The following is a 22,909-nucleotide window of genomic DNA, read 5'->3' on the forward strand; positions in this document are numbered from 1 at the left end:
GGAGGCTTTCAGGTCGTTTCGTTCAAAGTGCCGTCAGGGGTTGTCTTGACTTCCCCGCGACCGACCCCATAGTATCTAAGGTCGAAATGAACGCCCGCTTGCGGTGGGTGCGTTTCATCGAACGATCAAGCGATCGCAATTCCTGCGTCCATTCCGGCGCAGTCCAAAAAGCCCGCAAGGCAACTACCAACTATTGATGAGGAAGATATCCGTCATGAGCAAGCCGCTTGAAGGAATCAAGATTATCGACTTCACCCACGTTCAGGCAGGTCCGGCGTGCACCCAGCTGCTCGCATGGTTCGGTGCCGACGTGATCAAGGTCGAGCGCCCGGGCGCTGGCGACGTTACGCGTAGCCAGCTGCGTCACGTCAAGGACGCCGACGCGCTGTACTTCACGATGCTGAACAGCAACAAGCGCTCCCTGACGCTGGATACCAAGACTCCGGCCGGCAAGGAAGTCCTCGAGAAGATGATCAAAGAGGCTGACGTTCTCGTCGAGAACTTCGGTCCGGGCGCTCTCGATCGCATGGGCTTCTCCTGGGCACGCATGCAGGAACTGAACCCGAAGATCATCATGGCTTCGGTCAAAGGTTTCAGCGAAGGTCACCACTACGAAGACCTGAAGGTCTACGAGAACGTCGCTCAGTGCGCTGGCGGTGCCGCTTCGACCACCGGTTTCTGGGACGGCCCTCCGACCGTTTCGGCCGCTGCTCTGGGTGACTCCAACACCGGTATGCACCTGGCCATCGGCATCCTGACGGCTCTGATGGGTCGTGAGAAAACCGGCAAGGGCCAGAAAGTCGCTTGCTCGATGCAAGACGCCGTGCTGAACCTGTGCCGCGTCAAGCTGCGCGACCAGCAGCGTCTGGACGCTCTGGGCTACCTGGAAGAGTATCCCCAGTACCCGCACGGCGAGTTCTCCGACGTCGTGCCGCGTGGCGGCAACGCCGGCGGTGGCGGTCAGCCGGGTTGGGTTCTGAAGTGTAAAGGTTGGGAAAACGACCCCAACGCGTACATCTACTTCACCATCCAGGGTCATGCCTGGGCCCCGATCTGCAAGGCTCTGGGCAAGGAAGAGTGGATCGACGATCCGGCCTACAACACGGCTGAAGCCCGTCAGGACAAGATCTTCGACATCTTCGGGTTCATCGAAGATTGGCTGAAGGACAAGACCAAGTACGAAGCGGTCGACATCCTGCGCAAGTTCGACATCCCGTGCGCTCCGGTGCTCTCGATGAAAGAAATCGCCGAAGACAAGTCGCTGCGCGCCAGCGGCTCGATCGTCGAAGTCGATCATCCGAAGCTCGGCAAGTACCTCACCGTCGGCAGCCCGATCAAGTTCTCCGACCTCAAGGTCGAGATCAAGGCTTCGCCGCTGCTGGGTGAGCACACGGACGAGATCCTGGCCGAGCTGGGTTACTCCGCTGACCAGATCAAGCAGATGCGTGAGTCGAAAGTCGTCGCGCTCTGATTGTCGCTGCAGTTGCATGATTGAAACGGCGCCCGCAAGGGCGCCGTTTTTGTTTGTACGTCCGCCTTATGGTTCAGCCTATGAACTCGAATGCTATAGTTGACGACCCCGATAGCGTTTTATTGGATGCTGCGGGAGTGTCGCTTCAGCGCGAGAGCATTTTTGACGGTCGTTGACTGCCGTCAATTCGTTGGCGCGTGGCGATGTGTCACAATGTGATCGTTTATTCGGTGACTGGAGTGCGCTCCGAGCGCCGATAAGGTTTCAGGGTTGGGGTTCCTTTGCTCGCTACGAGCTTTTTTTGGCGATGTGGCTATGCAAAGAATCACCTATGGCAACCAGCCATCCGCATCCTGTGTTCCGTCAGCTGATTAGGAAAACATATGAACCAGAAAGTCATCCCGATTGCGGTGCAAGGGGCTACGAAACAGCGTAAGCGCCAGGCTCCGAAAGGCCGCCGCGTTGATCCGAAGGTCTTGGTTGAGGTTCAGGCCTTGCTGGGTCATGAATCCCGCCAGCGTGATCTGCTGATCGAGCACTTGCACAAGCTGCAGGACCATTTCGGCCACGTGTCGTCTCAGCACCTCGCCGCGCTCGCGCAGGAAATGAAGCTGTCGCAGACCGAGGTGTATGAGGTTGCGACCTTCTATCACCACTTCGACGTCGTGCGCGACGGTGAAGATACTCCTGCTGCACTGACCGTGCGCGTGTGCGATGGCCTGTCCTGTGAGATGGCCGGCGCGCAGGATCTGCTCGCCAAGCTGCCGTCGATTCTGGGTAAAGATGTGCGCGTGATTCACGCCCCGTGTGTCGGCCGTTGCGAGCAGGCTCCGGTGGCCGTGGTGCACCAGAACCCGGTGCAGTTTGCCACCGTCGAATCGGTCAAGGCCAAGGTTGAAGCCAAGGACATCTGGGATCGTCCGGATGCCTATGCCGACTTCGAATCCTACAAAGAGCAGGACGGCTACAAGCTGGCGCAGGAATGCTACGGCGGTTTGCGCGATGTCGAGGACATCATCAAGACCATGGAACACTCTGGCCTGCGCGGTCTGGGTGGTGCCGGCTTCCCGACGGGCCGCAAGTGGCGCATCGTGAAGGGCTACGAAGGCCCGCGCCTGATGGCCATCAACATCGACGAAGGCGAGCCCGGTACTTTCAAGGATCGCTATTACCTCGAGCGTGACCCGCACCGCTTCCTGGAAGGCGCGCTGATCGCCGCTTGGGCTGTCGGCATCGAAGACATCTACGTCTATCTGCGCGACGAGTATCACGGCATTCGCGCCATTCTGCAGGCCGAGATCGAGAAGCTGGTTGCGGAGCCGCCGGTGGCAAACATGCCGCGCTTCCACCTGCGTCGTGGTGCCGGCGCCTACATCTGCGGCGAAGAGTCCGCGATGATCGAATCCATCGAAGGCAAGCGTGGCATGCCGCGTCTGCGTCCGCCGTACGTCGCGCAGGTCGGTCTTTTCGGCCGCCCGACGCTCGAGCACAACTTCGAGACGCTGCACTGGGTGCGCGACATCGTGGTGAAAGGTGCCGACTGGTTCAGCTCGCACGGCGCCAATGGCCGCAAGGGTCTTCGCTCGTACTCCGTTTCGGGTCGCGTCAAGAACCCGGGCGTCAAGCTGGCTCCGGCCGGCACCTCGCTGCGCGAACTGGTCGAAAACTACTGCGGCGGCATGCTCGACGGCCACAAGCTGTACGGCTATCTGCCGGGTGGCGCTTCGGGCGGCATCCTGCCGGAGTCGCTGGCCGACGTGCCGCTCGACTTCGACACGCTGCAGGACTACGGCTGCTTCATCGGTTCGGCCGCTGTCATCGTGCTGTCCGACAAAGACACCGCGGTGGATGCCGCGCGCAACATGATGCGCTTCTTCGAAGACGAGTCCTGCGGCCAATGCACGCCGTGCCGCGTGGGCACCTCGAAGACCGTGAAGCTCATCGAACAGGACAACAAGTGGGACGTCGACGCCCTGGCTGATCTGTCGCTCGTGATGCGCGACGCGTCGATCTGCGGTCTGGGTCAGGCTGCGCCGAACCCGGTCGACTGCGTGATCAAGTATTTCCCGCAGGAACTGGCCTGACTTCGGTCGGGTGAGTTCCGGAACTGATGAGGAATAAAGAATGAACGCCATTACCAAGAACGAAGTGCTGCAGTCCGACGCGCCGATGGTCACCTTTTCGCTGAACGGGCGTGAAGTCAGCGGCCGGGCCGACGAGACCATCCTCGACGTCGCCAAGCGCGAGGGCATTCCCGTCCCGCACCTGTGCTACATGGATGGCCTGGAAGCGGCCGGCAACTGCCGCGCCTGTGTGGTCGAGATCGACGGCGAGCGTGTGCTGGCCCCGTCGTGCTGTCGCCACCCGTCGAACAACATGAAGGTCACCACCAACAGCGAGCGCGCCGTGAAGTCGCAGAAGCTGGTGCTGGAGCTGCTGCAGTCGGACATGCCGGAGACGGAATACACCCGTCACAACGAAGTCGATTTCTGGTCCGAGAAGCTGGGCGTCGGCAAGCCGCGCTTTGCTCCGCGCGAGCAGCCGGAGTTCGACCTTTCGCACCCGGCCATCGCGGTCAACCTGGATGCTTGCATTCAGTGCACGCGCTGCCTGCGTGCCTGCCGTGACGAGCAGGTCAACGACGTCATCGGCCTGGCTTTCCGCGGCGCGCACGCCAAGATCGTGTTCGACATGGACGACCCGATGGGTGCGTCGACGTGTGTGGCTTGCGGCGAATGCGTTCAGGCATGCCCGACCGGCGCCCTGATGCCGGCGCGCGACGTGGCGCTGACCACCCCGGATCGTCAGATCGAATCGGTCTGCCCGTTCTGCGGCATCGGTTGCCAGCTCACCTACAACGTCAAAGACAACAAGATCCTCTACGTCGAAGGCCGTGATGGCCCGGCCAACGAGAAGCGTCTGTGCGTGAAAGGCCGCTACGGCTTCGACTATGCGCATCACCCGCATCGTCTGACCAAGCCGCTGGTCCGTCGTGACGACGCGCCGAAGAGCGGCGACTTCACCATGGACCCGGACAAGGTCATGGATGTCTTCCGCGAAGCCACGTGGGAAGAAGCGCTCGAGATCGCCGGCGGCGGTCTGCGCAAGATCCGCGACGAGCACGGCAAGAAGGCGCTCGCCGGTTTCGGCTCGGCCAAGGGCTCGAACGAAGAGGCTTACCTGTTCCAGAAGCTGGTGCGTGTCGGCTTCGGCAACAACAACGTCGACCACTGCACCCGTCTGTGCCACGCCTCGTCGGTGGTGGCGCTGCTCGAAGGCATCGGTTCGGGCGCCGTGTCGAACCCGGTGATGGACGTGGCCAAGGCCGAAGTCGTCATCCTGATCGGTGCCAACCCGACGGTGAACCACCCGGTTGGCGCGAGCTGGATCAAGAACGCCGTGAAGAACGGCACCAAGCTGATCGTGCTCGACCCGCGTCGTACCGACATCGCTCGTCATGCGCACCGCGTTCTGCAGTTCAAGCCGGACATGGACGTGCCGCTGCTCAACGCGCTGATGAACGTCATCGTGACCGAGGGCTTGGTCGACAAGGACTTCATCGCCAGCCGTACCATCGGCTACGAAGAGCTCGAGAAGAACGTTGCCCAGTACACGCCCGAGAAGATGGCTCCGATCTGCGGCATTGATGCCGAGACCATCCGCTACGTGGCGCGTCTGTACGCCACCTCGAAGGCTTCCATGATTCTGTGGGGCATGGGTGTGTCGCAGCACGTGCATGGCACCGATAACGCTCGCTGCCTGATCGCCCTGTCGCTGATGACCGGTCAGATCGGCAAGCCGGGTTCGGGTCTGCACCCGCTGCGTGGTCAGAACAACGTGCAGGGTGCTTCTGACGCCGGTCTGATCCCGATGGTGTATCCGGACTATCAGAGCGTGGCCGATCAGGCTGTGCGCAGCAAGTTCGCCAGCGCCTGGAACGTGTCGGAAGAGTCGCTTGATCCCAAGCCCGGCCTGACCGTGGTCGAGATCATGCACGCCATCGACCGCGGCGAAATCCGCGGCATGTACGTGCAGGGCGAAAACCCGGCGATGTCCGATCCGGACGCCAACCACGCCCGTCACAGCCTTGCATCGCTCGATCTGTTGGTGGTTCAGGACATCTTCCTGACCGAAACCGCTTATCTGGCCGACGTGATCCTGCCGGCAAGTGCTTTCCCCGAGAAGGACGGCACCTTCACCAACACCGACCGTCTGGTGCAGATGGGTCGTGCGGCCGTCACGCCGCCGGGTGAGGCACGTCAGGATCTGTGGGTGATCCAGGACATGGCCAACAAGCTTGGCTGCGGCTGGAACTACACGCACGTCTCGCAGGTGTTCGACGAGATGCGCAAGACCATGCCGAGCATTGGCGGCATCACCTGGGATCGTCTGGAGCGTGAGAACTCCGTGGTCTACCCGTGCGAGAAGGAAGGCGACGCGGGTGATCCGGTGGTGTTCATCGACAGCTTCCCGACGAAGACCGGCCGTGCGCGCTTCGTGCCTGCAGACATCATTCCTGCTGCCGAGCAGCCCGATGCCGAGTTCCCGATGGTGCTGATCACTGGTCGTCAGCTGGAGCACTGGCACACGGGTTCGATGACGCGTCGCGCATCGATGCTGGACGCCATCGAGCCGGATCCGACCGCGCTGATCCACCCGCTGGATCTGGCCGCTCTGGAAGTCGAGCCGGGCGAACTGGTGACGCTCGAGTCGCGTCGTGGCAAGGTCTCGCTGTACGCCCGTGCCGACGAAGGTACGCCGCGCGGCGCAGTGTTCGTGCCGTTCTGCTACTACGAAGCGGCTATCAACACGCTGACCAACGCTGCACTTGATCCGGCTGCCAAGATTCCGGAATTCAAGTACTGCGCCATCCGCATCTCGGCCGGCGGCACCCCGCCTGTGCAGTCGAGCTACGGTGGTGGCAAGGCGCTGGAACTCGTTACTGCGTGATGTCGTCCAGCGGGCCGGCCTCGGTCGGCCCGTGCAGCAAATAAAAAAAGCCCGGAGAGTTCTCCGGGCTTTTTCTTTGTCCGCCGCGGGGCGGAGGAGACTCAGGCGACGCTGAGCACGATCTTGCCGATGTGCTGGCTCGATTCCATCAGTGCGTGTGCCTTGCCGGCTTCTTCGAGCGGGAAGGTCTGATATACCACCGGCTTGATCTTGCCTGAATCCATCAGCGGCCAGATGCGCTCGCGCAGCTTGGCGGCAATTGCGGCCTTGAACTCGTTGGAGCGCGGGCGCAGCGTCGAGCCGGTGACGGTGAGGCGGCGGATCAGGATCTGGCCCAGCGGTACTTCGGCTTTTCCGCCGCCGAGCAGGGCGATGAACACCAGTCGGCCGTCGTTGGCGAGCGCCTTGATTTCGCGCGGCACGTAGTCACCGCCGACCATGTCGAGAATGACATCCACACCCTTGCCTTTGGTGGCTTCCTTCACGACTTCGACGAAGTCTTGTGTCTTGTAGTTGATACCGATCTCCGCGCCGATCACTTCGCAGGCGCGGCTCTTTTCGTCGGAGCCAGCGGTAGCGAACACGCGGTGACCCAGGGCCGTGGCCATCTGGATGGCGGTCACGCCGATGCCGGAGGTGCCGCCCTGCACCAGCAGGGTTTCGCCCTCGCTCAGCTCGCCGCGGTCGAACACGTTGCTCCACACGGTGAAGCAGGTTTCCGGCAGCGAGGCCGCGTCGATGGCGCTGTAGCCTTTGGGGATCGGCAGGCATTGGCCCGCGTCGGCAACGCAGTACTCGGCATAGCCGCCGCCATGCACCAGCGCGCAGACCATGTCACCCTTTTTGAAGGTGGTGTTGCTGAAATCGCCATCGACGATCTCGCCGGCCACTTCCAGGCCGGGCAGGTCGGAGGCGCCGGGAGGCACCGGGTAGCTGCCGGTGCGCTGCAGTACGTCGGGGCGGTTCACGCCGGCGGCCAAGACCCGGATGAGCACTTCACCCGGCTTGCAGGTCGGAATCGGGCGCTCGCACAGTTGGAGTACTTCGGGGCCGCCGGGTTGGGTGATTTCGATTGCGCGCATGATGCGGACTTCCTCTTTGCTGGTTTGTCGTTGCGGCACGGCGGTAACAGTGCGCTGCGCGCCACGATAAGCCGGCATTATATCCGGTCGGCCGAAACCGGCTCCGAGGGCCTTCAGTAATATCCCTACTTGTCAGGGCTGATGCGGGGCGATCCGGAAAACTTGACCGGCGTCATTGAAGGGGATTTCAGCGCGTGACTAAGATGCGCGCTCAAAAAATTTCCCCGACCGTCCGTTTCATTAAGGCGGTCGATCCGGCCAATTTGGCCCAGAACAGATATTTGTGATCCGCAGTCTGGATCTTGAGGAGAGATTCGATGACGAAAGCGCTTGAAGGCGTTCGTGTTCTTGATTTCACCCACGTGCAATCCGGCCCGAGCTGCACCCAGCTCCTGGCCTGGTTCGGCGCTGACGTGATCAAGGTTGAGCGGCCCGGTGTCGGCGATGCCACCCGTGCCCAGCTGCGCGACATCCCCGGTGTCGACAGCCTGTACTTCACCATGCTCAACCACAACAAGCGCTCGGTCACGCTCGACACCAAGAACGCCAAGGGCAAGGAAGTGCTTGAGCGTCTGATCAAGCAGTGCGACATCATGGTCGAGAACTTCGCCCCGGGCGCGCTCGATCGCATGGGCTTCACCTGGGAACGCATCCAGGAACTGAACCCCAAGATGATCCTGGCTTCGGTCAAAGGCTTCGGCCCCGGCCCCTACGAAGACTGCAAGGTCTATGAAAACGTGGCCCAGTGCACCGGCGGCTCGGCTTCCACCACCGGCTTCGAAGACGGCCCCCCGATGGTGACCGGCGCGCAGATCGGCGACAGCGGCACAGGCCTGCACCTGGCCCTCGGCGTGGTCACTGCGCTGTATCAGGCCAAGGTCACCGGTAAAGGCCAGAAAGTGCTGGCTCCGATGCAGGATGCCGTGCTGAACCTGTGCCGCGTCAAGCTGCGCGACCAGCAGCGCCTTGAGCGCACCGGCGTGATGAAGGAGTACCCGCAGTACCCGAACGGCGAGTTCGGCGATGCGGTGCCGCGCGCCGGCAACGCTTCGGGTGGCGGTCAGCCGGGCTGGATCCTGAAGTGCAAGGGCTGGGAAGAAGACAACAACGCGTACATCTACTTCATCACCCAGGCTGCGGTGTGGGGCTCGGTGTGCAAGGTGATCGGCAAGGAAGAGTGGATCGACGATCCCGAGTACGCCACGCCGGAAGCCCGTCTGCCCAAGCTCGTGTCGATCTTCGCGACCATCGAAGAATGGACCAAGACCAAGACCAAGTTCGAGGCCATGGACATTCTCAACAAGTACGACATCCCGTGCGGCCCGATCCTTTCGATGAAGGAAATCGCCTACGAGCCGTCGCTGCGTGCCACCGGCACCATCGTCGAGATCGATCACCCCGAGCGTGGCAAGTACCTGACCGTCGGCAACCCGATCAAGCTGTCGGCCAGCCCGACCGAAGTGACGCGTTCGCCGCTGCTGGGTGAGCATACGGACGAAGTGCTGGCGCTGCTCGGTTACGGCGCCGAAGACATCGCCGCCATGCGCAGCGAGAAGGTGGTCTGACCTTCACGCTTCGCGTTGCAGTGCGATAACACACGACCCGGAGTGCGGCTTGGCTGCGCTCCGGGTCGTTTGCGTTTAGGGCCTGCATGGGCCGCTATCGCCAAGAAGAGCATGCCATAATCGGCGGATTATTCCGGGAGAGGGCCAGCGCCTGACGCTTGGCGTCCCGCTCCACGCTTGTGTGATTCAAATGAACGGGTAAGTCATGAACCATCAAGAATTTGTTGAAGCCTACAAGGCCGGCACCGCCAATTTCTACATGGCGCAACCGATCGCAGCCAATGAGATCAACCGCCGCCTGTGGTTGCCGCTGATCAAGTTGCCGATTATCGGCATCGGTGTCGCGCTGGCCCTGGTTTCGATCCAGTATGGCTCCAACCTGTTGCTGTTTTCGGGTGTGCTGATTTTTCTGCTGGGTATCGGTGCGCCGATCCTGATCAAGAAGAACGCCATCCCCACGCTGTTGTACATGGCGCTGCACGACCCCCAGGTCTATGAAGATCTGCGCCAATCCGGCGTGCTGGAAGTCTATGACGGTGCGGAGTAAAGGCGTGCGTTGACATGCCGAAAGCATTGTCATGAGTGTGCGCACCGAGTTCGCCGACTGTCCCCCGCAAGGTGAAGAGTTCGGCCCGTGGAATCCGGGCCTGGGGCCCGAGTTGCCGCGGCATTTGTTGCCGTTGTCGACCATCTTCCGGCCGGAGAACGCTTTCACCAGCGTCGAGCATGCGCACGAGCGGCGGGATTTCACCGGGCTCGAGTTGCAGGAACTGGTGGTTTTCCGCCCCGAGCGCCTGATCGTGCACGAGCTGCTCATCCGCATCACCGCCGACCTTTCGGTGCCGGCGGGCAGCCGGGTAGAGGATCTGGGCATCAACTTTCGCCAGATGGCGGACCGCATCTTTCATCATTACGTGGCCCCGCATATGGAGGCCATTGTCGAGCACTACGACACGCTGAGCGACGAGATTGCGCTCTGTATCGAGAAAGAGCTCGACTCCACCCTGTTCGCGCCGGATCGCGACGCCCGGCAAAGCAATGATTCGGGGTGGGCGGCGCGCATCGGCCGACTTTTCCAGCGCCGTGCCGAGCCCGACAAGGCTGCTGAAAGCGCTTCGGATCGCGAAGAGCGCGTGCGCCGCGAGTGGGGCCGCAAGGCGCTTTCCGAAACGGATACCTTGCGTCAGGCGGTGTACCGCGCCCTGAGCCGCACCGTCTCGGCCATGCACATCAAGCACGGGCGCGTTTGGGCCGATCGCGATGTGCTGGCCAGCATCGCGACCGACATGGCGCGCAATGATCATTGCAGCAGCGCAATCGGACGGCAGATCGATCCTTTGATCCGCGAGGCTGCAAGCAAGGAAGGCTATGTGCTGCTGCCACGCCAGACGCACCCGGTAGTGCTCAATACCAAGGGAGCGTCGGCATCGGGCAAGAGCACGCTGCGCTCCATGCAGGAACGCCTCGTGCAGCGCATTGGCGCGGAGTGGGGTGAGTTCGCGCTGATCAGCCCGGACATCTGGCGAAAGTATCTGCTCGACTATGCCTCGCTGGGCCCCTCAACGAAGTACGCGGGTGCTTTGACCGGCATCGAGTTGGAGATCATCGATCACAAGCTCGACCGTTACATGGCGGGGAAGGCGGAGCGGGGCGACACTTCCCACCTGCTGATCGACCGCTTCCGCTTCGACAGTTTCGCGCTCGATTCCGATCAGGCCGGCAGCAATCTGCTGACACGCTTCGGGCACCTGATCTACATGTACTTCATGGTCACGCCGCCGCATCAGACCGTCGAGCGAGCGTGGCTGCGCGGTTTGGAATTCGGTCGCTTCAAGGCCGTGGAAGACCTGCTTGCGCACAACGTCGAAGCCTATTCGGGCATGGCCGAGATCTTTTTCACGTGGGCGTTGCGCACCACCAAATCGGTGCATTACGAGTTCCTCGACAACAGCGTTCCCAAGAGCGAGACGCCGCGCACGGTGGCGTTTGGCTGGAACGGCGACATGAACATTCTCGACGTGAAAGCCATTCTGGATGTCGAGCGTTTCCGCAAGATCAACGTGCATGCGAACTGCCCGGAGGCGGTTTACCCTACTGGCGACGCCATGGCGGCCGAGCATAATGCGCTGTTTTTGCTGCAGTGCATCCGGCGATTGCCAAGCGTCAATCTGGTGCACTGGGAAAGCGGGCGCGTCTATGCCCGTTTCGAGGCCTCGAAGCTCGCGTGGATTGATCCGCAGGCGCTGGAGTTGGCGTTTGCAGAAGAGGACGCGCGCGCTGCATTACTCGCCGTTGCGCCCGAGATTGCGGGCGCACCACGCCACGATGCCGAGGCAGCAGAGCGTCAGCGTGTAGCCCTGGAGTCCGCTCGCTTCCATACTTTGGGGCGCTGGGGTGGCAGCGTCTGACTCGGGAACCTTTTTTCAGACCCACGTGCCAGAGCCGTCTTTGCGCGTGCCGGAGAATCCATGAAGCCTGAAGCACCCAAGTCGTTCAAGGTCGAGATCTATTCCGACATCGTTTGCCCGTGGTGTTACGTCGGCAAGCGCTACATCGAGTCCGCTCTCGAGTATTACCGTCAGACGTATCCGAACGAGATCCAGCCCGAGGTGCATTGGCTGCCGTATCAGCTTCACTCGGCTCTGCCGCGCGAGGGGGTGGATCGTCATGAGTACCTCAAGCGTCGCTATCCAGGGCAGGCCAACTCCCTCGAGATGTTCTCAAAGGTGATCAAGGCAGGCCAAAAAATGGGCATCACCTACAACTTCGATCAGATCAAGGTGCAGCCCAACACCGTTGACGCGCACCGCCTGGTGCGCTTTGCCGAGCGTCATGGCGTGCGTGAGAGGGCGGTGGAGCTGCTTTTCCGGGCGTATTTCGTCGAGGGGCGCAACGTATCCGACGCGGACGAGTTGATCGCGATTGCCGAGAGTTGCGGTCTCAGTCGGGAAGAGTTTGCCCCTTATCTCGCGAGTGATGTGGATGTCGAATGGGTCAAGCGCGCGGACGCCCACGCCAAGGCCCTGGGCATCACCACCGTGCCGTTCGCTGTGTTGAACGGCCGCAAGGGCATGTCTGCCAACATGCCTGCAGACCGCATTTTCGAGGCGTTCCGGTGGGCCAGAAAGGATTTTGCCCGGCCTAAATGGCTTCCGAGGTTTCTTTGAAATGAGTGGCTTACGGTTCGGGTGTGCCCGAATCCAGTGCAAATGAATATCGCCGGGCTTGCCCGGCGATATTCATTTGGGGCAATGAATTTTGCATGAATCCGTTCGTGACGACATGCACACCCGCTTAGCGTATACCCCGATTTCCTTTGAATGCGTTGCCTGCGATTCTGAGCTCGCGTCGCCGCCAGGTTGTTTCAAAAGGCTTCCGGATTGTTGACCACCGTCAATAATTTCCTTACGAAAACCTTGCGGCGTCCGAAACATCATTTATCCTTGCATCAACTTGGCTTATGAAAGCCATGGATAAGAATGAAGAGACAAGCCGCACGTCACCAGGTTCCCTCAGGTGCGTCGGCGACTGAATCGGAAGCACCGGATCTCTTCCGGAATGTCCGGTAACCACCTAAGGAGGATCAACGCATGAAGTCAGTCTTTGCTCGTAACAAGACCGCTCCCGTTCTGACCGCCATCGCAGCCGCGGTTGCATTCGGCAGCCCGCTTGCCGCCAGTGCGGCATGGGAGCCGACCAAGCCGGTCGAGTGGATCATCCCCGCCGGCAGTGGCGGTGGTGCTGACCAGATGGCTCGTTTCATTCAGGGCGTTATCGTCAAGCATGACCTGATGAAGCAGCCGCTCGTCGTGGTGAACAAGTCCGGTGGTGCCGGGGCCGAAGGCTTCCTGTACATGAAGAACGCCAAGAACGATCCGCACAAGATCGTCATCACGCTTTCCAACCTCTTCACCACCCCGCTGGCAACCGGCATTCCGTTCAACTGGAAAGACCTGACGCCGGTTTCCATGCTGGCTCTGGACCAGTTCATGCTGTGGGTGCACGCCGATACGCCCTACAAGACGGCTGAAGAGTACGTCAAGGCCGTGAAAGAAGCAGGCCCGGGCAAGTACCGCATGGGCGGCACGGGTTCCAAGCAGGAAGACCAGATCATCACCGTCGCGCTGCAAAAAGCCACCGGTGCCCAATGGACCTACGTGCCTTACAAGGGCGGTGGCGAAATTGCGACCCAGCTGGTCGGCAAGCACATCAACTCGTCGGTGAACAACCCGATCGAAGCCGTCGCTCAGTGGCGCGGCGGGGCACTGCGCCCGCTGTGCGTGTTTGACAGCGAACGCAGCGTCTACACCACCAAGGTGGTTGATTCCATGGCGTGGTCTGACGTGCCGACTTGCAAAGAAGCGGGCGTCGATGTCGAGTATCAGATGCTGCGCGGCATCTTCACCACCCCCGGTGCAAAGCCTGAAGTGGTCGATTACTACGTCGATCTGTTCAAGCGCGTTCGCGAAACGGAAGACTGGAAGAACTTCATGGAAACCGGTGCCTTCAACCAGCGCTCGATGTCGGGCGACGAGTTCAAGGCATGGCTGACCAAATCCGAAGCCACGCACCGTGCGCTGATGGAAGAGGCCGGCTTCCTGGCGAAGTAACCCGGAGCAGCCCCGGCTTTCGGGTCGGGGCTGTCTTGTAGTCAGGTAAAAAAATAAGCGTGCGTACCGGTAACTGACGGACGCACGCAATTACGTGGCGGCCAGCACGGCCGATTTTGCAAGTAAAACGAGGGAACGTGGAATGAATCACGATCAAAACACAGCAAGCGAAGACAAGCCGCTTGTATCTACCCGCGTGATGGAGGTGGTGACCGGCTTGGTCATCGCGGCCCTCGGCGTGTTGGTTGTCTGGGATTCGAACCGTATGGGTTCAGGCTGGGGCGAAATGGGCCCTGAGCCGGGTTACTTTCCTTTCTACATTGGCTGCTTCCTGATTCTGGCGGGTGTGATGAACACCATCGCAGCCTTCCTGCCGGGCAACAAAGCCAGCGGCGACGTACCGTTCGTTACGCGTCAGCGTTTCAAGTCGGTGCTCGCGGTGTACATCCCCACCGTGCTCTACGTCGTGGCCATGCAGTACATCGGCCTGTACGTGGCGGCTGCGCTGTACATCATCGGCTTCATGATGCTCAACGGTAAATACCCGATCATCAAGACCTTGCCGTATGCCATCGGTGTGCCGATTTTCCTGTTCTTGATGTTCGAAGTGTGGTTCCTGATCGCTCTGCCGAAAGGCCCGATCGAAGCCATGCTCGGCTTCTGACAGACAGATTCGAATTCAGTCCGCAAGGACCGGACGACCGAATCTCGTCCGATAAGATCAACAGGAGAAAGTTGTGGAAGAGCTTAACTTACTGCTGGGTGGTATGGCCGTTGCGCTGACCCCCATGAACGTGGTGCTGATGTTCGTCGGGGTATTCCTCGGCGTGCTGATGGGCGTGCTGCCAGGCCTGGGCGGCGCGAACGGCATCGCAATTCTGCTGCCGCTGACGTTCAACATGGACCCGGTCGGCGCCATCATCATGCTGTCGTGCATCTACTGGGGCTCGCTGTTCGGCGGCGCGATCACCTCGATCGTGTTCAACATCCCGGGCTGCTCGTACTCCGTGGCAACCACCTTCGACGGCTATCCGATGGCTAAGAAGGGTCTGGCCGGCGAAGCGCTGACGACCTCGTTCACTGCATCGTTCATCGGTGCCGTGTTCGCGATCATGCTGATCACCTTCGTCGCTCCGATCATCGCCGAGTACGCTCTGCGCTTCGGTCCGCCGGAATTCTTCGCGATCATGGTGCTGACCTTCACCGCGTTCATGTCGATCGGTAAAGAAAAGCCGATGAAGACCGTGGCCGCGATGATGATCGGTTTCGCCCTGGCCTGCGTCGGTATCGACGTTGTGACCGGCTCGCTGCGCCTGACCTTCGGCACCATGGAACTGCTGCGTGGTTTCGAGTTCCTGATCGCGGTTATCGGTATGTTCGGCCTGGGTGAGATCCTCGTTTCGATGGAAGAGGGCCTCGAGTTCAAAGGCGTGCAGGCAAAGATCGACGTCAAGGTCGTGCTGCGTACGTGGAAGATGCTCGGCAAACACTGGGCCAACTTCGCCCGTTCGATGGTCTTCGGTGCTTGCCTGGGTATCGCCCCGGCCGGTGCTACGCCTGCGTCCTTCCTGGGCTACGGCATGGCCAAGCGTTTCTCGAAGAACGGTGACAAGTTCGGTACGGGTGAAATCGACGGCCTGATCGGCCCCGAAACCGCCAACAACGCTGCCGGTACTTCGGCCCTGCTGCCGATGCTGACCTTGGGCATCCCGGGTTCGCCGACCGCTGCCGTGCTGCTGGGTGGCCTGATGATCTGGGGTCTGCAGCCTGGTCCGCTGCTCTTCACTGAGCAGAAAGACTTCGTGTGGGGCCTGATCGCTTCGATGTACCTCGGCAACCTTGCCGCGCTCATCGTGTGCCTGACCACCGTGCCGCTGTTTGCTTCGATCATGCGCGTGCCGTTCGCCATCATCGCTCCGATCATCCTGACCGCGTGCTCGATCGGTGCCTACACCGTGGCCAACGCCATGGGCGACGTCTGGTACATGCTGATCTTCGGTATCGTTGGCTATGTCCTCAAGAAACTGAAGTATCCGATTGCTCCGCTGGTGCTGGCACTGGTTCTGGGTGGTGGTGCAGAAAACGCCTTCCGTCAGGCCATGCTGATGTCCAACGGCGAACTGGGTATCTTCTTCTCGAACGGCATCGTCAGCACCATCATGACCCTCGGTATCTTCATGGCAATCCTGCCGTTTGCTACCGCGCTGTACGAGAAGTTCTACGTTTCGAAGAAAATGGCCTCCGATTCGGCTAACTAAACGATCGGTAGTCTGAAATGAGAATGCGGCCCGCGTTGAGCGGGCCGCATTTGCTTTTGTGTCACGAAATCATGCAGGCCACAGGGTTTGCACTTCTGGTTCGAGTGATTAGAAGTGGCGCAGCTTGGTACTGGCGAATGCCAGGGTTGGTCGAGCGCAGGAACGACGTAGGCAGTTCAGCGCCGGGTTTCCAGCGAGGGCACTGATCATGCGTTAAGCAATGCGGCGTGCGACGGGATGCCGCCCGCAGCTCGCTTGTGCTTGTTGTGTCAACGGAAGGGCTTGCTGCCGCACCGCGCTAACTGTTGGCGTGACCGAGTTTGAGGAACCGCAGCCCGTACGCAGGTCGAGCCATGGGGAGTGGGGCGCTACGCGCAGGAAATGATTGAGGGCTGTCCTGCCGTGCTCGCCGTTGCGATGGGGGCGGCGGCGGAGCGGCCCCGCAGTGGAGATGTCTAGCGATACAACGTTGGGTCAGGCAGCTCGGCGTTTTCGAAACCCTCGCGGCGCAGGCGGCAAGCTGCACAGGCTCCGCAGGCGTGGCCGTCCTCACTGGCTTGATAGCACGAGACGGTCATTGAATAGTCGACACCCAGAGCCGAGCCTCGTCGAACGATTTCTGCTTTGGACAGATGCATCAGAGGGGTGTGGATACGCAGCCGTGCGCCTTCGACCGCGCTGCGGGTCGCAAGGTTGGCCATGGCTTCGAAGGCCGTGATGTACTCGGGGCGACAATCCGGGTAGCCCGAATAGTCCACCGCATTGACGCCAATGAAGATGTCGTTGGCGCCAACCACTTCAGCCCAGGCCAGCGCCATCGACAGCATGACCGTGTTGCGCGCGGGCACATAGGTGACCGGGATTCCCGGGCCTGCCGTGTCGTTGACCGGGACCTTGATGGTCGGATCGGTCAGTGCCGATCCCCCGAACTGCCCAAGGCTCACATTGGCCAGACGGTACTCGCGAACATTGAAGTGCTGGGCAATTCGGCGCGATGCCGAAAGCTCTGCAGCATGACGTTGTCCATAGGCAACCGAGAGCGCATAGCACTCGTAGCCGGCATCACGCGCGATGGCCAGGCAGGTGGTCGAGTCGAGGCCGCCGGAGAGCAGGATGACGGCAGAGCGAGTGCGATCGGTCATGAGGAAAAGCGGTTGTCAGCGTCCTCGGGCATCGTGCCAGAGGAGTTTATGGAGTTGCAGCTGGAAGCGAACCGGCAAACGGTCGCGCACGATCCAGTCCGCAAGTTGTTGAGCCGGCAAAGAGCCGTGGACCGGTGAGAAGAGTACATCGCAACGCTCGGCCAGCGAGTGCTCCGTTACCAGCGAGCGAGCCCAATCGTAATCCAGTTGGTCGGCCAGCACGAATTTGATTTCGTCCTTGCCCGTGAGCTGGACGAGGTTGTCCATGCGGTTCTTGGAAACCTCACCGGACCCCGGAGCCTTGAGATCCATGATGCGTGAAACACGCGGATCAACAGCGGAGATGTCGAGCGCACCACTGGTCTCTAGCGAGACGGAAAGGCCCGCGTCACACAATCTGGCAAGCAGCGCCAGGCACGATTTCTGTGCGAGTGGTTCCCCACCTGTTACGCAGACGTTGCGCACATTCGCCGCCACGGCCTCTGCGACGATGTCATCTATCTGTCGAGAAGTGCCGCCGTGAAAGGCATACTCGGTATCACACCAGGTGCACCGCAAGGGGCAGCCTGTGAGACGAATGAATACCGTGGGGAGTCCGACGCGCGACGATTCACCCTGCAGGGAGGTGAAGATTTCGGTGATGCGGACCGATTCGTCGCGGTCAGAGGCGCTACGACCGCTCATGTTGTCTGACCGGGCTCACTGCTGCGCGCGCTGACGCGCCACCTGAGCGGCGGAGCTGTTCGGGTGGCGGGCAATGATCTGCGCAAGGGTATCCTGTGCGGCGCGGCGCTCACCCAGCAGCATCTGGCTGTTGGCCAGGCCAAGCATGGCGTCCGGGACCATGGTGTCCTCGGGCCAGCTGTTGATCAGGTTGGCGAACAGGTCGCGTGCAGTGGCGATTTCCTTGGCCTGCAAAGCAGCATTGCCGGCCCAGAAATGGGCGTTTGGCTGCGAAGCGCTTTGAGGATAGGTGGTGATGAAGCTGCGGAAGGCGGCCAATGCTTCCGTATGCTGGCCGTTCTTGAGCAGTTCGAGGGCAGATTCGTAGGCAGCGGATTCTTCCGCCGGATTGGATGCCGCGCCCGGAGAAGAAGCACCCGGCGCGCCTGCGCCGGGGAGCTGTGCGCCGCCTGTTTCCAGGCGAAGAATGCGTGCGTCCAGATCAACATAGAAATCTTGCTGTCGAGCACGCAGCGATTCGATTTCGTGGGTCAAGACTTCGAGCTGGCCGCGAAGCCTGGCCACCTCTTCTTGCAGTGCGGCATTCTGGTTGAGCAGATCAAACTGCGCCCGGTTCGTCGTGCCGAACCGGGAGTTCATCTCTTCGCGCAGCGTGCTGACCTGTCTCGACTCGGAAGATCCGAATTGCGCCTGCACGGAGCCCGCGCACGCGAGCGTGAGCAGCAGCGCGGTCGTGAGGCGCCCAATCATCAGTATTCGCCGGAGTAGAGGATGTCAGTGCGGCGATTCTCGCCCCAGCAGCTCTCGGCCTGGTCGGTGCAGCGCGGCTTTTCTTCACCGAGGCTGACGGATTCGACCTGAGCTTCGTTCACACCCAGCAGAACCAGAGCACGTTTGACGGCCTCGGCACGCTTCTGACCGAGGGCCAGGTTGTACTCGCGGCTGCCGCGTTCATCGGTGTTGCCCTGAACCATCATGCGCATCTGGCCGTTGGCCTTCAGGAAGGCGGCGTGGGCTTCAACCAGCGGGGCGAACTCGGACTTGATGACAAAGCTGTCGAAGTCGAAGTACACCGTGCGGTCGGACAGAATGTGGTTGGGGTCGGTGAGTGCAGCAACACCGCCGGTGCGGCCAGCGGTAGCCGGATCGACACCGCTACCGAGCGCGCCGATCTTGACGCGCGAAACGCCGGCATCGGAAACGCCTGCGCTGGAGACGCCTGCGCCAGCACCGGCCGAGCTCGTCGGAGCCTTGTCGCCGGTCCCGCTACAAGCGATCAGCATGGATGAGAGAAGCACCGGCAGAAGAACTTTTTTCATGTCAATTCCCTTGTGTTTGGAGAACCGAAGACAACATTGTCATCGGGAGATGGGGCCCCAGGCTGGCTCACGGATTTGAGCCTCCTGCATGGTCAGCCGCTGTCGCACGCGACCGTCCGAAGATACTGCCGATAGAACTCCGCGGCGGGCGTTCCCGGAAACGTACAGAATCATCCTGCCGTTCGGGGAGAAGCTCGGAGATTCTACACCTTCCTCGCTTGTAAGTATCACAGTGCGATTTGTTCCAAATTCCATAAAACCAATCTGGAAGCGGCCGTCACGCCTAGTAGTGTAGGCAAGGTTGCGGCCGTCTGGCGAAACCCTAGGCGTAACGTTATATGTTCCGTCAAAGGTCACACGTTGCACGCCGCTGCCATCGACATTGACGCGGTAGATCTGCGGGCTGCCGCCGCGATCGGACGTGAAATAAATCGATTTGCCATCGGGTGCCCAGGCCGGTTCGGTGTCGATGTTCTGGGACGTCATCAGGCGGCGCAAACCGGAGCCGTCGGCGTTGATGATGTAGATCTGCGACGGACCGTCCTTGGTCAGCACGACGGCCAGCCGGTTGCCGTCCGGCGACCAGGCGGGGGCGGAGTTCGAGCCGCGGAAGTTGGCGATCTGCTGACGCTGCCCGGTGGGCAGATCGTGCACATAGATGACCGGCTTCTTGGCCTCGAACGATACGTAGGCGAGGCGCTTGCCATCAGGCGACCAAGCCGGCGAGATGATCGGTTCGCGCGAAATCAATGCCGGTTGCGGGTTGGCCCCGTCGGCGTCGGCAATCTGCAATTCGTGGCGATCGCCCTTGATGACGACATAGGCAATGCGGGTGGAGAAATACCCGGGTTGGCCCAGCAGGGTTTCGTGGACGAAGTCCGCGATGCGGTGGGCAGTGATGCGATTCTGGCGTGGGCTCATGTTGAGCGACAGCGCGCCCAGCTCGGTACGGCGGTTGGTGTCGAAGAGGCGAACGCGCACGTTGTAGCGACCGTCTCCGGCGGGGGAGACGGAGCCGGTGAGCACGGCGTCGGCACCACGACCACGCAATGCCGGCAGATCCGGGATGACCGATTCGGGGAATGTGGTCAGGCCGGTGTCCACCAAGCCGAACAGGCCGCTTCGCTCAAGATCGGCACGCACGACATCGCTGACGCTGTCGGGCAGGGAGCCTTCGTTTTCCAGCAGCGGGATGGCGACCGGGTAGCGCGTGGAGCTCGAGCCGGTGATTTCGATGGAAAGCTGGGCATGCGCCAGAGCAGCCGTGAGGAGCATGGCAGCAGCGAGCAATGAGCGGATGGCGAACATCTTCGTCCTGGCGGGCAGCGATTTTGAAAAAGTGTAGTCAAGCATGCGTATTCCCCTTCGTTTCAACGGAGCGTTACGCCCAGTCGTGTCTTCAAGCCCTGCTTACTCTGCCAAAGGCTTGAAGGTCAGATTCAGTTCGCGGTTGAACAGCGCCTTGTTTTTCGGTTGAGGCAACGGGCTGGCATTGCGGATGGCCCGCTCGATGGCGGCATCCAGTGCCGGGTTGCCAGAGGTTCTGGTCAGTTCGATCGACGCTACCGAGCCATCCGGTCTTTGGGTGACTTTGAACAGCGCCTCGGGGTTCCCTTCCAGTCCGGGTGGAATCACGAGCTGGCTGCGCACGTGCAAGCGGATGGTATGAACGTACTCGCTCATCTCGCTGCTCGAGCGGGCGGTGGCGGCCTGGGCGCGCCGCATCTCCTGATCCAGCATGCTGGACATGTCCGGCATCATGGGCTCGGGCGTCGGCGCAGGTTTGGGCGTCGGCTTGGGCTCCGGTTTCGGGGCAGGCTTGGGTTCGGGCTTGGGCTCCGGTTTTGGCTCGGGCTTAGGTTCGGGCTTCGGCTCCGGCTTTGGTTCGGGTTTGGGCTCCGGTTTCGGGGCCGGTTTGGGCGCAGGTTCGGGCTTCGGCGGCGGAGGCGGCTCGGGCTTAGGCTCAGGCTTCGGTGCCGGCTTGGGCGGCTCAGGTTCGGGCTTCGGCTCGGGCTTGGGTGCAGGTTGGGGCTCGGGCTTGGGCGTCGGTGCGGGAGCCGTTGCAGGACGGCTTTCCGTCTGCGGTTCGCCGACCAGTTCCACTTCCAGCATCGGAGGCGGCTTGGTCTCCCAGCTGACGCCGATGAACAGGAACGCAGCCAGTGCCGCGTGCACCAGAATGGCCAGCACGATGGACCACAGCTTGTGTGCCGTGGCCGCCGGTGCGGAGGGCGACCAGTCCGAATTCATCTGGCGGAACCGAATTGAGTTTGAAGGCTGGCGCGCGTGAAGCCGATGGTGCGGAGGCTGTCGAGCGTGGTGATGACGCGGTCGTACTCGACGTTGCGTTCGGCCGCCACGATGACGGGCTGTTCCGGGTTCTCCCCGTACAGCTCGGCCAAGGCGCGCTGCAATTCGCTCATGCCGAGTTGCTCGAAGGTGCCACCCGGCGCGCGTTGTAACTCAAGGCCTTCGCGCGTGACCTTTACCGTGGCGGCTTCGGGCGGCGGGGTGGAAACGTTCGAGGCGTTCGGTACGTCGATCGACCCGGTCTGGATCATCGGTGCGGTGACCATGAAGATCACGAGCAGTACCAGCATCACGTCGATGTACGGCACGACGTTGATCTGGTTCATTAGGCGACGCTGGCGCATGGGCTGACTCCTTGCCGTGCTCAGCGCAGGTGGCGTTGCAGGATGTTCGAGAACTCTTCCATGAAGCTCTCGAAGCGAATGCCGAGACGGTCGATGTCGTGGGTGAAGCGGTTGTAGGCGACGACAGCCGGAATGGCGGCGAACAGGCCGATGGCGGTGGCTACCAGCGCCTCGGCAATACCCGGCGCGACCAGTGCCAGGGAGGCCGAGCTGACGTTTGCCAGCCCGCGGAAGGCGTTCATGATGCCCCACACCGTGCCGAGCAGGCCGATGTACGGCGCGACCGAGCCGACCGTGGCGAGGAAGGCGAGGTGCGCTTCGAGGTCATCCATCTCGCGCTGCTGGGTGGCACGCATGGCGCGGCGTGAGCCATCGATGATGGCGGCGTGATCATGGCTCTTGGCACGCAGTTTGGTGAACTCGCGATAGCCGGATTCGAAGATGCGCTCCATGCCGGCCGTGGAGTGGCGCGCGGAAGAAGCTGACTGGAACAGGGTATTGAGATCCCCGCCGCTCCAGAAGCTGCGCTCGAACTCGCTGGTGCTCGCCCGCATGGCGCGAATCTGGAACCACTTGCGGAAGATCCAGTACCAGGAGATCACCGACAGCAGTGCCAGCAGGGCCATGACCAACTGGACCAGCAGGCTGGCCTCACCGATCAGGTACAGGATTGAGAGGTTCTCGTTAGGGGTCATTTTGTCGGGTCGGTAATGTCGGGCAACAAGGCACGAAGGGCCGCTGGGATTGCAATCGGGCGGCCGCGCACAAGGTCTACACAGGCCACAGAGATACGTGAGTCAAACAGAAGTTCCTCGTTGCGCAGCACGCTTTGCGCGAACACGATGCTGGCGCGGCCGACGCTGGCGACATGCGTGGACACCGTGACGAGGTCATCCAGACGGGCCGGCGAGAGATAATCCGCGGCCACCGAGCGCACGACGAACGCAACCTTGTCGGTGCTCAGTAGACCGTTCTGCTCAAAGCCGAGCTGACGCAGCCACTCCGTGCGGGCACGTTCACAGAAACGCAGGTAGTTCGCGTAATAAACGACGCCTGCGGCATCGGTGTCTTCGTAATAGACCCGGACGGTGAGAGTGAATGCACCGTCCGCGGGGACGGGCTGAAGCCTTGCTTTGGAGCGCATGCGCGCATTCTATCTGGCCGCAACAGCGCC

General features: G+C 61.4%; 20 protein-coding genes. 10 read left to right on the forward strand and 10 right to left on the reverse strand.

The window, feature by feature from the left end; translation table 11 throughout:
* Positions 1 to 214 precede the first annotated feature (214 nt).
* The 3 genes from frc (AC6H0W_RS04950) to fdhF all read left to right on the forward strand — a co-directional run bounded on the left by frc (AC6H0W_RS04950) (position 215) and on the right by fdhF (position 6,421).
* Positions 215 to 1,471, forward strand: a complete 1,257-nt coding sequence (gene frc, locus AC6H0W_RS04950) for a formyl-CoA transferase (protein ID WP_497576021.1) — start codon at positions 215 to 217, stop codon at positions 1,469 to 1,471.
* A gap of 383 nt (positions 1,472 to 1,854) precedes the next feature.
* Positions 1,855 to 3,555, forward strand: a complete 1,701-nt coding sequence (locus AC6H0W_RS04955; RefSeq protein ID WP_497576022.1) for an NAD(P)H-dependent oxidoreductase subunit E — start codon at positions 1,855 to 1,857, stop codon at positions 3,553 to 3,555.
* Positions 3,556 to 3,595: 40 nt separating this feature from the next.
* On the forward strand, positions 3,596 to 6,421 hold the full coding sequence (fdhF, locus tag AC6H0W_RS04960) for a formate dehydrogenase subunit alpha (protein WP_497576023.1): 2,826 nt from the start codon (positions 3,596 to 3,598) through the stop codon (positions 6,419 to 6,421).
* A gap of 101 nt (positions 6,422 to 6,522) precedes the next feature.
* On the opposite strand, the gene AC6H0W_RS04965 is transcribed toward fdhF, so the two are convergent.
* Positions 6,523 to 7,503 carry an NAD(P)H-quinone oxidoreductase gene (locus AC6H0W_RS04965; RefSeq protein ID WP_497576024.1) on the reverse strand — a complete coding sequence of 327 codons (981 nt, stop codon included), beginning with the start codon at positions 7,501 to 7,503 and terminating at the stop codon, positions 6,523 to 6,525.
* Positions 7,504 to 7,820: 317 nt separating this feature from the next.
* Between AC6H0W_RS04965 and frc (AC6H0W_RS04970) the strand changes: the two genes are divergently transcribed.
* The 7 genes from frc (AC6H0W_RS04970) to AC6H0W_RS05000 all read left to right on the forward strand — a co-directional run bounded on the left by frc (AC6H0W_RS04970) (position 7,821) and on the right by AC6H0W_RS05000 (position 15,936).
* Positions 7,821 to 9,068 carry a formyl-CoA transferase gene (gene frc / locus AC6H0W_RS04970; RefSeq protein WP_497576025.1) on the forward strand — a complete coding sequence of 416 codons (1,248 nt, stop codon included), beginning with the start codon at positions 7,821 to 7,823 and terminating at the stop codon, positions 9,066 to 9,068.
* A 205-nt stretch (positions 9,069 to 9,273) separates the two neighbouring features.
* On the forward strand, positions 9,274 to 9,615 hold the full coding sequence (locus AC6H0W_RS04975; RefSeq protein WP_497576026.1) for a hypothetical protein: 342 nt from the start codon (positions 9,274 to 9,276) through the stop codon (positions 9,613 to 9,615).
* Between the two features lie 31 nt (positions 9,616 to 9,646).
* Entirely contained in the window at positions 9,647 to 11,476 is a 1,830-nt protein-coding gene (locus AC6H0W_RS04980) for a DEAD/DEAH box helicase family protein (RefSeq protein WP_497576027.1), read from the forward strand.
* Between the two features lie 60 nt (positions 11,477 to 11,536).
* Positions 11,537 to 12,235, forward strand: coding sequence for a DsbA family oxidoreductase (locus AC6H0W_RS04985; RefSeq protein WP_497576028.1), 699 nt, complete (start codon positions 11,537 to 11,539; stop codon positions 12,233 to 12,235).
* Positions 12,236 to 12,658: 423 nt separating this feature from the next.
* Positions 12,659 to 13,678, forward strand: a complete 1,020-nt coding sequence (locus AC6H0W_RS04990) for a Bug family tripartite tricarboxylate transporter substrate binding protein (RefSeq protein ID WP_497576029.1) — start codon at positions 12,659 to 12,661, stop codon at positions 13,676 to 13,678.
* A gap of 142 nt (positions 13,679 to 13,820) precedes the next feature.
* The gene (locus AC6H0W_RS04995) at positions 13,821 to 14,342 is read left to right on the forward strand and encodes a tripartite tricarboxylate transporter TctB family protein (RefSeq protein ID WP_497576030.1); all 522 of its coding nucleotides are present in this window, start codon (positions 13,821 to 13,823) and stop codon (positions 14,340 to 14,342) included.
* A gap of 73 nt (positions 14,343 to 14,415) precedes the next feature.
* A complete protein-coding gene (locus AC6H0W_RS05000; RefSeq protein WP_497576031.1) occupies positions 14,416 to 15,936 on the forward strand; it encodes a tripartite tricarboxylate transporter permease in 1,521 nt (506 codons plus the stop codon).
* Positions 15,937 to 16,391: 455 nt separating this feature from the next.
* Here the strand turns inward: AC6H0W_RS05000 and queC are convergent, their stop codons facing one another.
* The 9 genes from queC to ybgC form a co-directional block, all read right to left on the reverse strand.
* Positions 16,392 to 17,078, reverse strand: a complete 687-nt coding sequence (gene queC, locus AC6H0W_RS05005) for a 7-cyano-7-deazaguanine synthase QueC (RefSeq protein WP_497576032.1) — start codon at positions 17,076 to 17,078, stop codon at positions 16,392 to 16,394.
* 15 nt (positions 17,079 to 17,093) lie between these two features.
* Positions 17,094 to 17,762 (reverse strand): 7-carboxy-7-deazaguanine synthase QueE, encoded by a 669-nt coding sequence (gene queE / locus AC6H0W_RS05010; protein ID WP_497576033.1) that lies wholly within the window; start codon positions 17,760 to 17,762, stop codon positions 17,094 to 17,096.
* A gap of 15 nt (positions 17,763 to 17,777) precedes the next feature.
* Positions 17,778 to 18,512, reverse strand: coding sequence for a tol-pal system protein YbgF (gene ybgF / locus AC6H0W_RS05015; protein ID WP_497576034.1), 735 nt, complete (start codon positions 18,510 to 18,512; stop codon positions 17,778 to 17,780).
* Positions 18,512 to 19,081 carry a peptidoglycan-associated lipoprotein Pal gene (pal, locus tag AC6H0W_RS05020; protein ID WP_497576035.1) on the reverse strand — a complete coding sequence of 190 codons (570 nt, stop codon included), beginning with the start codon at positions 19,079 to 19,081 and terminating at the stop codon, positions 18,512 to 18,514. Before pal ends, ybgF begins: the two co-directional genes overlap by 1 nt.
* Before the next feature lie 39 nt (positions 19,082 to 19,120).
* On the reverse strand, positions 19,121 to 20,389 hold the full coding sequence (gene tolB, locus AC6H0W_RS05025) for a Tol-Pal system beta propeller repeat protein TolB (protein WP_497576036.1): 1,269 nt from the start codon (positions 20,387 to 20,389) through the stop codon (positions 19,121 to 19,123).
* A 102-nt stretch (positions 20,390 to 20,491) separates the two neighbouring features.
* Positions 20,492 to 21,331, reverse strand: coding sequence for an energy transducer TonB (locus tag AC6H0W_RS05030; protein WP_497576037.1), 840 nt, complete (start codon positions 21,329 to 21,331; stop codon positions 20,492 to 20,494).
* The gene (locus AC6H0W_RS05035; RefSeq protein WP_497576038.1) at positions 21,328 to 21,735 is read right to left on the reverse strand and encodes an ExbD/TolR family protein; all 408 of its coding nucleotides are present in this window, start codon (positions 21,733 to 21,735) and stop codon (positions 21,328 to 21,330) included. The genes AC6H0W_RS05030 and AC6H0W_RS05035 overlap by 4 nt, the downstream gene beginning before the upstream one ends.
* Positions 21,736 to 21,755: 20 nt before the next feature.
* Entirely contained in the window at positions 21,756 to 22,430 is a 675-nt protein-coding gene (tolQ, locus tag AC6H0W_RS05040) for a protein TolQ (RefSeq protein WP_497576039.1), read from the reverse strand.
* A complete protein-coding gene (ybgC, locus tag AC6H0W_RS05045; protein WP_497576040.1) occupies positions 22,427 to 22,879 on the reverse strand; it encodes a tol-pal system-associated acyl-CoA thioesterase in 453 nt (150 codons plus the stop codon). Before ybgC ends, tolQ begins: the two co-directional genes overlap by 4 nt.
* Positions 22,880 to 22,909: the final 30 nt, after the last annotated feature.

This window comes from Pseudazoarcus sp. NS20, from assembly GCF_059703745.1.